The following is a 13,082-nucleotide window of genomic DNA, read 5'->3' as shown; positions in this document are numbered from 1 at the left end:
GATGGTTGGCTGGCTGAACCTTCCTGTTAGAGGTTGCTGTGTTGGTGCGCCGAAACCATACAAGAACTAAACGTGGTCTAAAGCACCGACCTAGAAGTAATGCTAATAGGCGTGTTATCAGAACGATAAGGGTGATGGACTTGCACACTGGAATTTCGATAAAAAGTGTCTGTAATTTCGACGATACCCATAAATTTGGCGGCAATTGAAGTGCTGTCATAAATAAGTTTAGTGCACCAATGCCTGCGCCAGTGGACGCTCGGAGCCCGAACGTAGTGCGCGTGTCACCGTATTGGCTGCCAATGGGCGGGTGGAGCCGACCATGTCTACGACAGGTGATATGCAGTTCTATGCGCGGGCGGAGCTTCACGGGTCCGCATAGAGCTGAGAAGACCGGTAGGAGTGTCTGGAGGTCGTGTCACGGCGGCCGTCATGTGGACGATGGCCCTGTAGAATTTAACTCATGCAATACACCCCCCGAGTCGCGACGCTTAGCCGTGCTATGCCGCACCTACTAGAGGCTCAGCATGGACGAGGGTTGTTTTTATGGTTTCTCCTCGGCAGCGGGGTGCTTGTTCTCGCTGTGCTGGAGTTCCCGTCTGCGTCGCTGGCTGTAGCGTCGGTCATCGCGCTTGCGTCGGTCCTGAAGTTCGTGGGCAAGTCGTTAGTGTCGCCTGTTTTGCTTGTTTCGGGGGGCCTTTTAATCGTGGCGGTCGCAGGGTACATCCTGTACCCGGCGTTGGAGAATATCCCGCACGCTGCGGGCATCCGGATGCCCGCAGATCCCGATATTCTTGCTGAGGGATTCTGGGCGCTTACTTGCGCGAGCCTCGCCACAAGCATCGGTGCGCTGGCCGTCGTACTATTTACCAAGCGGCCGACGGCCAGCCTCCACATGGGCGTACTTCATATTCGGCGAAAGCTACGTGTACTGCTCGTATTTGCTACGGCGGTCCCTACGGCCATGCTCATTGGCGTCCGCGGGATCGACAACCTGCTCGAGCGGGGGACGTATCTACCGGAGGACAGCGCAGGAGGCTTTGGCGGAGCACTATCCCTAGCGGGCATCGTTTCTATGGTGATCTGCGGATATTTGCTTCACACCGAGCGCCGAGTGGCTTGGTTGTTTGTGCTAGTGAATGTGATGGCGTTCACTACGCTGATGCTTTCGACCGGGTCCAGACGGTTCGCGGCAATTCCGGTTTTGCTAGCCATTGGATACTACGTCGCTCGCCACGACAAGGTATCCAGTCGCATTCTGGCCATGGGTGGTGTTGCTGCGCTTTTCCTTGTGCCTTTACCGTTGTACTGGCGTACCCTAGATTTGCATGGCTTAATTCCCTATCTAAAGTCTTTGGACGACTATTTTGGTGCCGACCTAGGGCTCGGCACTGCCGCCAAAACGGTGTTAATTAGCGTCCCGCTAATTGGTTCTACGGTGAACTTGCGGTTCCCTTCAGGAGCTTTGTCCACGTCACTCGACCCGCGGACGGGCGAAAGTGCCGGCTGGTACGACATTGCCCAGTCCATGCGACTCAACGCATTCACCCCCACACCGGGTGTAGGTGAATTACTTCACCACGGGACAACCGCCCTTGTTGTGTTTTTCCTCGTGATCGGGGTTTACCTGTGCTTGTTAGATCGCCATCTGCGTGAGTTGAATACTCGAGGACATCAACTTATCGCCTTCGCCCACCTCGGGCTTGTCACATTGTTCCTACTTTATGTAATTCAGTACAATCTTCGATCAAGTGTTCGTATGCTCTATTATTCTTTAGCCTTATTGGTCGCGTACGTAATTTGGTGGCGGGTAGTGCGACCGCTGTTCTTACGGCAATCACTTCGCAAATTCTCTCCGTGCAGGACAACGAGTTTGCCCTTGGGTAGATTGAATACTACGAGTTGACCCGCCGATGCGTACCCGTTTACTCGGCCGGTGCAACCTCCAATGGTGTCGAAAAAATTGGGGACGAGGAGCGTTTTCGCAACCATTTGTATGGCTTTGTCATTTGTTGAAATGCAGAGAAGAAGCGCCTGTGTTGATCTAGATCAGTTTTGGTATTTCGTCGATCAATCGCATTGGCCCGGTCAACGAAAAGGAGGCCCATCCACGCGCTCAGCCTGCACAGCGTGACCATGTTGATGAGCTGGCGTAGTGCAGTGGATAAAATGTTCGTGATGTGTCGTTCTCCACTGGCTGCAGAACAAGGGCTGCGGCTGTCTTTGCTGGGCCCCTTTTTAGCGCTTACGGAAGACCGTCAAGGCTTGGGTCGATCGAATCTACTTGTCGGGACCGTTGGGGAGCGTACCTCGGCGGGTTGTTCCCTACTACCTTCCAGGCACGACATAGCTTTCCGGGCTTCTCGCGGTACGACAATCGATATGTCATATACCGGGTGCATCGACTTTTACTTCCGCGACTTGCTGTTGCTCGAGTGTGGTTAATGTTCAATCAATAATAGGGGAGTTGCGATTGTTGCGGCGGAATTTGAAGGTGTACTTACTGCGCTTTTCGCCGCTAAACTGAAAAACTTCCCATCTCGGTGTGAGCACACCTTCTCGGGTCGGCGAGAGTATCGGCGCCATACTGGTAGTCCGATCCGCGACGAGGCTGGGTTTAATTAATTGAGTCTTTGCGCCGCTCGGGGTGTTTAACTAGTACGCGCCTTCCTTGGCCAGAACAGCTTTGAACGTGCGCCCTAGTATCAACATATCTTGCACAGGCGACCAGTTCTCCACGTAATAGAGGTCCAAGCGCACGGACTGTTCCCAGTCCAGGTTCGACCGTCCCGAGACCTGCCAGAGGCCGGTGATGCCGGGCCGCACGCGCAGCCGGCGGTGGACGTAGTCCTCGTACTGCTCCACCTCGGAGGGGAGCGGGGGACGGGGTCCCACCAGGGACATGTCGCCCTTGAGGACGTTGAAGAACTGGGGGAGCTCGTCGAGGCTGTAGCGGCGCATCCACTTCCCAGGGATGGTGATGCGGGGATCGTCCTTCATCTTGAACAGCAGGCCGGCGCCCTCGTTCTGCTCCTTGAGGCGCTGCAGGACCTGCTCGGCGTCGGTGCGCATGCTGCGGAACTTCAGCATCTTGAAGCGGCTGCCGTCCTGGCCGATGCGCTCCTGGGCGAAAAAGGCCGGGCCCTGGTCGTGCGTCTTCACGATGAGGGCCAGCGTGAGCAGGGCGGGGGAGAGGAGCAGCAGGGCTGCCGCGGAGCCGACGATGTCCATGAGCCGCTTGGTGAGTGCCCGGCTGCGGCTCAGGCGCGGCGTGGCCACGTGGATGAGGGGGAGTCCGGCCACCTGTTGCATGTGGATGCGGGGCCCGGCGATGTCGGTGAGGCCGGTGTCCATGACCAGGCGGACGTGGGCGTCGGCGAGCTCCCAGCTGAGGTGGCGGATCTCCGTGGTGCTCAGCGGCACGTTGGAGGACAGCACCACGGTCTCGACGCTGTGCCGGCGGCAGGCGTTCATGACCCCCTGAACGGAGGGGCGCTCACCGGGCGCCAGGGCGTTGAGGGGCAGCTTGACGCGCTGCAGCTCCGCCGGCATGGGGTGCCGGCTCTCGGGGACGTAGACGGCGGCAGCCTCGAGCCCCGAGGTCGGGTGCTGGCGCAGGGACTTGATGAGGTCGGTGACACCGCCCAGGCGTCCGACCACCATGGTCCGGGAGAGGGCCTCGCCCCGGTACCGGGCCTTGACCAGCCGGTCCCGCACGGCGAACCGGCCGAGGATGAGCAGCCCGATGCCGAGGGGCAGGGCGATCAGGACGTAGCTGCGGGCGGTGGGGAGGTCGAAGCCGAAGGAGATGATGGCGATCGCGCTGAAGAGGATCAGGCTCGAGGTGACCACCTGGCGGGTCTCCTCCATCCCGTGGCCGATGAGCCGGACGTCCCGGGCGCCGCGCAGGCCCAGGTGCGTCCACCATACGAAGGCGAGGACAATGCCCACGATGGCGTAGGGCACGGACCGCGGTCCCAGCTCCAGACCGGCGTGCTCGAGCTGGAAGCGGAGCAGGTGGGTGCCGACGAGCGCGACAATCACAGCCAGGGCGTCGGCCCAGCGCAGGCGGTTGAGATACGCGGAGCGCCACCCGGTCTGGGACGCAGGGGTGCGGTCGGCGTGGTCCTGCTGACGCTGCTCGGCCAGCTCCTGGGCGTGGTGCTCCGTTGCCGCGTGAGCGACCTGATTGACCTTGAGCATGGCGTGGCTCCCTCCCCGTGGAAACGCGCGGCCACCTGGGGTGTCGGCTCCCAGCCCAGGGAGTGACGGTGGACCGCGCGCTGCATTGCACTTGTCATCAGTTTAGGGGCGCAAATGGATGTATCCGCCTATATGACTTCGAATGTTTGCGTGTGCACTTGCCGCCCCGAGAACTCGCGGAACGGCGAAATCCCTAGTGGTGGCGCAGCACACAGTCCGGTCGTCGCTGAAGGGCGGCCTTGCTCGAGGTCCGCTCGTGTGTCCCCCGTTGAGGGGATGTGCGCCTCTTCATGAATGTCGCGCGGCACTTCCGGCTGCCGGCGACGGTGCACCGGCGGGGCAAGCCCGCGGGCCGATGAGGATCATGGTTGCCGTGGCCAGGCAGAAGGCATCCCAGTCGACGCGGAGCAGGACGGCGTCGGCCGCAGACATCGCGAAGGCCCGCCACCGGAGGAACGGGGGCGGGCCTTCGCGTCAGCGCTACGAGCAGGTGTTGCGGCGCTGTTCCGCTGTAGAGGGGTTGTTGTAGCAGGTCTGACCGGTGCCACGAGCCGAGGTGGTGACGATCGACTCGCCGGGGCGACTGGTCTCGACGACGAGGGGCTCGAGCTCACGATCGGTCGTCGTGACGTCGGGGGCGGTGGGTGTGCACACCGGTTCGCCCACGATCGGCTCACCAGCGATCGTCTCCGTGGTGGTGCTGGGCTGGATCGGAACCTCGTTCGTCGTCACGAGCGGCTCGGCCGGCGTGACCTCGTTCCTGATTTGCGGGTTCGGTCCGCCCCCCGCGAAGACGACCGGCACCAGTGGACCGGTGGTGTTGTTCGCGTACCTGTAGGTGGTCGTGGTGGTCGTGGTGCGCGTGCGCTGTTGGTACGTGACGGTCTCGTCCCGGACCTGGCCCTGCGTCGTCGTCCGCACGAAGCTGGTCTGCTGCGTCGTCGTGGTGCACTCCTCGCGTGCCTGTGCCGTGACCGTGCGCTCGGTCTGCGGGGTGGTCACCGTCGTGACCACGGTGGTGGGAGTCGTCGTGGTGGTCACCACCGTGCGTTCACACCTCTCGACCGGCCTCCTGGCGTTCTCGTCGTTGACGCGCTCGCAGTTGCGCGTGCCAGGGGCCTCCGTGCTGGTCGGTGTGCCGCGTTCGGTGCGCTCGGTCGTCGTGGGCGTGCCGGGGACAACAGTCACGACGCTATTCGGATCGTCGACGTTGCGCTGCTCGGAGTCGGTCGTGGTTTCGCCGGTGGGGGTCGTGGGACCGTCGATGACGATCGGGCTCGTGCCGTCGGGCCGGGGTTCGCTGAACGTCCTGGTCGGCACACCGAACGGTCCGGTGACGGAGGTCGTTGTCGTGACGACACAACGGTCCAGGTTCTGCGTCGAGCCGGCCGAGTAGCTTCCGCCCGCCTGCTCACACGTGTGCTGGCGCGTGTGGTCCGCATGTGCCGGAGGTGCTGCCAGTGCTCCCGCGAGGAGCAGTGGCGCCGCGACGGCGATCGCACGACGAATCCTGAACATGAGCTGTCTCCTTCGAAGCACGGCGTGGTTCCGTAGAACCTACAGATCCGCTCGGCGCTCCACTACGGTTTCTGGCCACGTTACAAACATGGGATTATCGCACCCGGCGGGTCATGACGATCCTGGTCGCCACGGTCGAGCAGAGGCACCCCAGAGACTGGTCAGTGACCAGTCGTGGCAGGTGCTGGATCTGTTGATCCCTTGCCTCCACCGGCCGAGGACGGGCGGACGGGATGGCCACGGGGCGATGGCCGTGCCGCACTGGAGGGCATCGTGTTCGTGGTCGAGAACGGCGCCGCCGGGAAGGGGCTGACCGCCGAGTTGGGCCCCGGGCCCGGGGTCACTGCTGGCGCCGGCTGCAGGCCCGGCAGGAGGCCGGGGTACGGGTTTTCAGGACCGTCGACCGCAGGATCGCCCGCCACGGAGGAAAGAGCACCGCTGCGCAGAGGCGCAGCGGTGCTCTTCGTCGTCGTCGCCGGGTGGCCTCGCCTGGCGCCCCGGCCGGTCAGGCGGCGTGCGCCGCCCAGTGGTCCTCTGAGCGGCTCAGGCCGGTGGCCTTGAGCCGGCGCAGGGTCGGGAGCAGGGACGCCGGGGTGTAGTCGGGCTTGGCGACCACGGGGGTGCCCTCGTGGCCGTGGGCGGCGAGGACGGCCTCGAGGCCGGCCTCGTGGCGCTCGAGCAGCAGGTGGCTGAAGTAGTGCTCGTTGAACACGCGGGACAGCTCCAGGGCGTAGGCCCAGGTGGGGGTGCCGGCCTCGGTGCAGGCGTTGGGGCGATCCCAGTCGCTGGGGGTGCCCACGGTCTCGAGCTGCGAGCGCAGCACGCGCTCCAGGGCCTCCGGGGTGAAGGCGACGGTGAGCTCGGCGACGTCGTCGACGATCTCGAACCGGGTGACGGTGAGGCCGGCGGGGGAGCCGGAGCGCAGGTAGCGCTGGGCGTCGGTGAAGAGGGAGGAGGAGGTCATCGGATTCTCGCTTGTCCGTCGAGGGGTACGGATTTTCGGGTTGCTCCGAGCGTATCCGGATGACTATGCATGTGGGAGGTCGTTCCTGTCCCCACATGGTCCCCTCGGGACAGGACAAAAGTCTATTGTCACCGCTGACTCCCTATGCGGAGAGTGGTTCGGTGTGGACCTTCGTCCAGGAGGCGCTGGGTGTCCGGACGGGAGTGTGCCTATTCATACGTATGCTGACGTTCTTCCGGACGCGGATACGCTGGGACGGTGAACTCTGCTGATGCCCCGCGGGACGAGCGGTCGGCGGCCCGGCCCGCGCTCCTCGCCGATCTGGCGCACGAGGTCGGGGGAGCCCTCGTCCCGGGTGATCCGTCCGGCGGTCCTGTGGTCCGCCGGGCCGTCGAGGACCACCGGGAGGCCGGCCCCGGCGACCTCTTCGTCGCCCAGCAGGGCGGCCGCGGCCATGGCGTCGAGCACGCCGCGGCGGCGGTCCGCGCCGGTGCGGTCGGGGTCCTCACCGACAGCCGGGGTGCGCGAGCCCTGGGCCGGGGGATCGGGGTGCCGGTGGTCGTCGTCGAGGACCCGCGGGCCGTCCTGGGTCCGGTGGCCGCTCTGCTGCAGGGCGACCCGGCGCGGGATCTGACGATGCTCGGCGTGACGGGCACCAACGGGAAGACCACCACCGCCTACCTGCTCGAGGCGGCCCTGCGCCGCCTGGGCCGCCGTCCCGGACTGGTGAGCACCCCGGAGACCGTGGTGGGCGGGCGGCGCGAGCCCAGCGCCGTCACCACCCCGGGGGCTCCGCGACTGCAGGAGCTGCTGGCGCGGATGCGGGACGCGGGCGACGACGCGTGCGTCATGGAGGTCAGCAGCCACGCCCTGGACCAGCACCGGGTGGACGGCGTCCGCTACGACGTGGCCGCCTTCACGAACCTGTCCCACGAGCACCTGGACTACCACGGGGACATGGCGTCCTACTTCGCCGCCAAGGCCCGCCTGTTCAGCCCCGAGCTCACGTCCCGGGCGGTGGTGGTCGTCGACGACGACGGCGGCCGCCGGCTGCGGGACCTGGCCGGCCGCCGGGGTGTGTCCGTACTGAGCCTGGCCAACCACCCCGGGACGGACGCGTCCTGGCACGTCGTGGGGGAGCGGGGCCACGACACCTTCCGCCTCCGCGGCCCGGCCGGTGAGCTCGAGCTGCGGGCGCCGCTGCCCGGAGAGCACAACCGGACCAACACCGCGGTGGCCGCGCTGATGCTGCTCGAGCTCGGGGTGCCACCCGCCGAGGCCACGGCCGCTCTCGCCGGGCCGGTGAGCGTGCCGGGCCGGATGGAGCACGTCGAGCTCGGGCCGGGCTGGCCCTGCGTCGTCGTCGACTTCGCCCACACCCCGGACGCGCTCGCCTCCTCGGCGGCCGCGCTGCGGGCGCGCACGCCGGGACGGCTCGTGGTGACCGCCAGTTCCGGCGGGGACCGCGACCCCACGAAGCGGGAGCCCGCCGGAGCGGCGGCCGTGCAGTCCGGCGCCGACGTGGTCCTGGTCACCGACGACAACCCCCGCACGGAGGACCCGGCGGCCATCCGCTCGGCGGTGCTGCGGGGCGTGCGCGGGGCCGTGGCGGCGCGCCGGTCGGCGGGCCTGTCCGTGCCCGAGGTCGTCGAGCTGCCCACGCGGCGAGCGGCCATCCGGTTCGCCCTGGAGGCGGCCGGCGCGGACGGCACGGTGGCGCTCTACGGCAAGGGCCACGAGCAGTGGATGGAGATCGGCCCTCCGGGGGGTCGCGTCCCGTTCGTGGACCGCGACGAGGTCCTCGCGGCAGCGGCCGCGATCTCGTGCGCCCGGAGCGCGTCCCGCACCCGGCCCTGACGACCCCGGTGCGGCTCCGGTGGCACCGGGGCGGCTCGGCCGGGGCCGGCGCACGGCCAAGGAGCTGACCCGAGCGCGCTAGCATTTGCGAATGCCACCTCTGTCCTCGAGGCGGTACCCCCGCCGTCGGAAGAGCCCTGCCGTGGACACCCTCGTTGCTCGTCCCCCTCTGGCCCCGTGGCAGTTCCACGACCTGTCCCTGCGCGGGCGGGTGGTGGTCAGCCAGATGCCACAGGCCGTCACCACAGTCCTGCTGTTCCTGGTCCTGGCGGTCTTCCAGGCACCGTTGCTGGCGGACCCCCTGGTGCTGGGGGCCGGGGGTCTCACCGTGGCCCTCACCATGGCCTGCGCCCTGGTGCCGTGGGACCGTCTGCCCGACCGGTCGTACCTGGTGATCCCGGTGCTGGACTTCGTGCCCATCGGGCTCCTGTTCGAGGGCCTGTTCCCGCACGTGCTGGGGGTGCCGTTCCTGGCGGCCATCCCGGTGCTCTGGCTGGTGGCCTCGGCCCAGCTGCCCCGGGCCGCCGTCCCGCTGGGAGCGCTGCTGACCGTGGCGATGCTGTGGATGCCGGTGCTGCTCCGCCCCGGGCCGGTCACCGCCTCCGCCCTCAGCAGCCCGCTGCTGATCCCTGTGATGATGCTCGCTATCGGCACCATGGCCCAGATCCTGACCAACAGCGCCGAGGCCAAGGACGCGCAGCTGCGCCGGCTGCTGGCCGCCGGCGCCCGCCGGGAACGGCTGCTCAGCACCGTGCTGGACTCGGTGGACGTGGGCGTGCTGGCCCTGGACGAGACCGGCCGCCCCCTGCTCACCAACAACGGGCAGCTGCACGCCCACGCCCAGCGGCGACTGGGGCACGCGGCGTCCTCCGCGCCGGACCCGGTGCTGTACGACGGGGCCGGCGCCCCGGTGCCGCCCGAGGCCTCGCCCATCGCCCGGGCGGTGGCCGGCGAGTCCTTCTCCGCGGACCTGGTGCGCGTCGGCGAGCCTCCCGCCCGGCAGGTGCTGTCCGTGACGGCACGCGTCATGCGGGACGAGCACGGCCGGGCCGAGGGGTCCGTGCTGTCCTTCAGCGACGTCACTAAGCTCGTGGACGCCCTGCAGGCCCAGGACGACTTCGTGGCCGGGATCTCCCACGAGCTGCGTACCCCGCTGACCTCCATCCGCGGCTACACCGAGCTGCTGGCCATGGACGACCGGCTGCCCGACACCGCGCAGGCCGGTCTTGAGGTGATCGAGCGCAACGCCGACCAGCTGCTGAGCCTGGTCGACGACCTCCTCAACGCCCACCGGGACGCCGCCGATCTGCACGTGGTCCCGGCGGACCTCGTGGCGCTGCTCGAGCAGGCCACCGAGGCCGCCCAGCCCCACGCCGAGCACGCCGGCATCACCCTCAAGGCCTGGGCGTCGGACACCCTGGTGGTCGACGGTGATCCCGTGCGCCTGCGCCAGGTGCTCGACAACCTCATCTCCAACGCCATCAAGTACTCGTCCGCCGACAGCACCGTGTTCGTGGTGGGCACGCAGACGGGCGACTCCGCCCAGGTGCAGGTCATCGACCACGGCCACGGCATGTCCCCGGACGGGGTCCGCCGGGTGTTCGAGAAGTTCTACCGCGGCCCCACCGCCCGGATGTCCACCACCCCGGGCCTGGGCATCGGGCTCGCGCTGAGCCAGGTGATCGTGGAGCAGCACGGCGGCACCCTGAGCTGCCACAGCTCCCTGGGGGAGGGCACCGTGTTCACGCTGACGCTGCCGCTGATGGTTGCCGCACCGGGCGAGGCGGTTCCGGCCGCCGACGGTGCCCATACACGGACTCTCGAGGGTGGGGCCGGCGCCTCCGGTGGGGCTACGGTGAAGTAGCAGCTGTTCCGTCGTCGAACTCCCCGTGGTGTCCCCGTGTCCCGTCCCGCCACCGGTTTCCACGCGTTCTTCGGCAGCCTTTCGTGGCTCTCAGGCGGGCCGGAGTGCGCTTCGGTCGCCACGACTCCCCTCGGCCTCGGATGCCGGCGCGGCGGACCCGGTCACGCCGTCCTGGCAGGCGGCCCGGACGTCCTCCACGGCGACACCGGGACCCACCCATCGGCCAGGATCGCGGTCACCACGAAGAAGCCACCGGCCCCAGCGACCCCCAGGCGGTCTGCAACTCCGCGTAGGTGAGCACACTGTCCGTTGCCACACTCAAGATCTGCTGGTCGGACGTCCACATGAACATGGTGCGGCCATCGTCCGTGGGAAAGCACGCCAGCGTGCCGGCACCGACCGTGCTGGACGAGTCGTAGGGTGTGGTGGCCGCACCTGTACTGCAGTCCCCGCTCGGCAGATCCGCGGGAACGGTGGTCCGGTACGCGATGTCCATGTCGGTCAGGGACTCGTAGCTGATGTAGGTCACTAGCTCCAGGGTCTCCGGGGAGCAGTCGACGGCCACTACGGCTCCCACCGACCACTCCGGAGGCAGCGTGACCTCGGCACACGTGGACCGGAACTCCTCGGGCACGGCGGCCAACAGTACGTCCGCCGCCGTGGACGTCTCCAGATTGGGTTCGGGCTCGGGTTCGGGCTCGGGTTCGGGCTCGGGTTCGGGTGCGGGCACCGGTTCGGGCTCAGGTAGCGGCTCCGGTTCGAACTGCGGTTCTGGGGACGGGGGGCCCTCGAGGGGCGAGGCCAGGAGCACCTGTCGGACCTGCGTGGCCCCAGCAACGACCAGGGAGAGGGCCACGGCGGCGACGAGCGCCGCCACGACGAGGGGACGTCGTTCATCGTTCGCTTCCCGCCCTCGGTGGTGCGGGGAGTTCTCGATCGACATCGTCAGGCGTTCTCTGGTGGGAGGATCCAACGAGTCGAGATAGGCCCTCGTGTCGTCCGGATAGGTCACGGCGATGAACGCCATGAGGTTCAGATATCGGTTGGTCAGGTGCGGTGTGCTCATGAACATCTGCATGAGCCGGGGCAGCCACCCGACATTCACGCGAGCAGCTTGAGCCAGGACTCCGCGCGCGGCCACGCTGGGCGCCAGCTCCGGGCCGACCAGGAGCCGATTCATCAGAGCAACAGTGGAACGAATGTCGTTGCAGCACACGGCGCCGATCTGATCACCGGAATACACGGTGGCTCTGAAGTACGGGGACAGGAACAGATTGAGGAACTTGAGGTTCTTCTGGAACTCGAGGAGCCCCAGGACCATGGTGAACCGCTGGTGACGCGATTTGAGGGTCCCGAGGAGCGAGCCCAGAAGGAACTGCAGCTGCGGCCTGTTCTTCTCCTCCTGCAGATCGGCGACCAGGCTGCCTTCGAGCACGACGATGCGCGTACCCATGAAGTTCCACAGGGCGATAGGCGAGGTGGGTTGCTGCGAGACGTAGAAGTCGATCCGCCCCCGGTAGTCCAGCCGTGCCCGCACGTGCTCGATCACCGAGTTTAATTGGGGAAGGGTGTCCCGGGTAACGCGAACGGAGTTGCCGAGCAGCCGCGCCCGGTGGACCGCCGACCAGAGCCAGAGAAACGCGGCCAGCGCAGCCACGAAGAGAACGTAGGGCCACAGGAGCAGGAAGGCGGACTCTGGCAGGGCGATGACCACGAACAGCACCGCAGCGGCGAGCACGACAACGGTGGCGGTCAGCGCCACCGCCAGGCGGGTGTACTCCTGCGGGTGCCGGAGCCCGCGGATGTCCAGCGGGTCCGGGAATTCCGTCCGCGGCTTCCCGGGGGGTGTGCGCGGATCGACGTTGTCCGTAGTTTCCACGATCATCACACGTCCTCGGCTGCACCAGCGTTCTCCTTCGCAGGATCCACAGCCGGCGTTACTCCGGCGTCATCGGCCCCACGGCGGCTGTTTCGGCGCGGGGGCTCCGCATCGTCCCCAGGGGCCGCGCCCGGGCCATACCTGGGGGGCGGAGCAGGAACGCCGCAGTGACGCCGCAGTGACGCGCACCGGGGAAGAACGGCCTATACCCAGACCGAGCAGGGCCGTGAAGCGCCCACCATGGCGGCGCGGAGGCGGACGTACTGGTCACCAAGGCCCTGCCCTCGTTGATGGATCTCGTCCGGCGACATCTCCGAGGAGGCGAAGCATGGGCATCCGACGCGTTGCGGGAGGGCGGTGATCAGGTCGTATCCGCCGTCCGGCTGAAAACACCGCGCCCTCGTCCGCCGACGCTCACCGACAGGAATGCAGCCATGGCCTCCTGCACCTTCACCGTGCCGGACAAGATCACGAGTGGTGACAACTTCTACGGCGCCGTCGCCCGCGCCTACACGGAGCCTTCGTGGACAACGTCGTGCATGCCTGTGGTTCCGGCGTCGGCGTTCCCATGGACCGCGCGATCGCCGTCGCACTGATCGGCGCCGCTGCCACCATCATCGCCCCCATCGCGGCCTCCATATCCGGGACTGACACCCCGGAACCTCCGACTGTCCCACAGGCGACCATCCCGGTTCCCGCCTCCGAGCCCGGTAGTGGGTCCCACCAGCTCGCCTGGGGACGTCTACGAGGTGTCCGGCGCCGGGTTCCCACCGGCCACGCAGTTCATCCTGAACGAC

General features: G+C 67.0%; 7 protein-coding genes. 3 read left to right on the top strand and 4 right to left on the bottom strand.

Going from position 1 to position 13,082, the window contains the following annotated elements; translation table 11 throughout:
- The first annotated feature begins 463 nt into the window (after positions 1–463).
- Positions 464–1,906: a hypothetical protein gene (locus tag RE027_RS03355; protein ID WP_368806821.1), complete on the top strand. Its 1,443-nt coding sequence runs from the start codon at positions 464–466 to the stop codon at positions 1,904–1,906.
- 749 nt (positions 1,907–2,655) lie between these two features.
- Here the strand turns inward: RE027_RS03355 and RE027_RS03350 are convergent.
- From RE027_RS03350 to RE027_RS03340, 3 genes are all read right to left on the bottom strand, one after another.
- Positions 2,656–4,203, bottom strand: a complete 1,548-nt coding sequence (locus RE027_RS03350) for a sugar transferase (protein WP_368806820.1) — start codon at positions 4,201–4,203, stop codon at positions 2,656–2,658.
- A 480-nt stretch (positions 4,204–4,683) separates the two neighbouring features.
- A complete protein-coding gene (locus tag RE027_RS03345; RefSeq protein ID WP_368806819.1) occupies positions 4,684–5,721 on the bottom strand; it encodes a hypothetical protein in 1,038 nt (345 codons plus the stop codon).
- A gap of 505 nt (positions 5,722–6,226) precedes the next feature.
- The gene (locus RE027_RS03340) at positions 6,227–6,685 is read right to left on the bottom strand and encodes a hypothetical protein (RefSeq protein ID WP_368806818.1); all 459 of its coding nucleotides are present in this window, start codon (positions 6,683–6,685) and stop codon (positions 6,227–6,229) included.
- A gap of 258 nt (positions 6,686–6,943) precedes the next feature.
- On the opposite strand from RE027_RS03340, the gene RE027_RS03335 reads away from it, so the two are divergent.
- Together RE027_RS03335 and RE027_RS03330 are read left to right on the top strand one after the other, a co-directional pair.
- Complete coding sequence (locus RE027_RS03335) at positions 6,944–8,542, top strand: Mur ligase family protein (protein ID WP_368806817.1); 1,599 nt, start codon at positions 6,944–6,946, stop codon at positions 8,540–8,542.
- Between the two features lie 142 nt (positions 8,543–8,684).
- Positions 8,685–10,406, top strand: a complete 1,722-nt coding sequence (locus tag RE027_RS03330; RefSeq protein ID WP_368806816.1) for a sensor histidine kinase — start codon at positions 8,685–8,687, stop codon at positions 10,404–10,406.
- A 235-nt stretch (positions 10,407–10,641) separates the two neighbouring features.
- Here RE027_RS03330 and RE027_RS03325 read toward each other — a convergent pair whose 3' ends face one another.
- Positions 10,642–12,291, bottom strand: a complete 1,650-nt coding sequence (locus RE027_RS03325; RefSeq protein WP_368806815.1) for a M48 family metalloprotease — start codon at positions 12,289–12,291, stop codon at positions 10,642–10,644.
- Positions 12,292–13,082 lie beyond the last annotated feature (791 nt).

Origin of the sequence: Kocuria sabuli (assembly GCF_040981185.1) — a bacterium.
GTDB lineage: Bacteria > Actinomycetota > Actinomycetes > Actinomycetales > Micrococcaceae > Kocuria > Kocuria sabuli.
The sequence above is the reverse complement of the archived record's forward strand: the minus strand, read 5'-3'. Positions and strand labels throughout refer to the sequence as shown.

Bases quoted from the DNA above. Each gene is read 5' to 3' on its own strand.
- RE027_RS03355 (WP_368806821.1), top strand. From the start codon at position 464: ATGCAATACACCCCCCGAGTCGCGACGCTTAGCCGTGCTATGCCGCAC.
- RE027_RS03350 (WP_368806820.1), bottom strand. From the start codon at position 4,203: ATGCTCAAGGTCAATCAGGTCGCTCACGCGGCAACGGAGCACCACGCC.
- RE027_RS03345 (WP_368806819.1), bottom strand. From the start codon at position 5,721: ATGTTCAGGATTCGTCGTGCGATCGCCGTCGCGGCGCCACTGCTCCTC.
- RE027_RS03340 (WP_368806818.1), bottom strand. From the start codon at position 6,685: ATGACCTCCTCCTCCCTCTTCACCGACGCCCAGCGCTACCTGCGCTCC.
- RE027_RS03325 (WP_368806815.1), bottom strand. From the start codon at position 12,291: ATGATCGTGGAAACTACGGACAACGTCGATCCGCGCACACCCCCCGGG.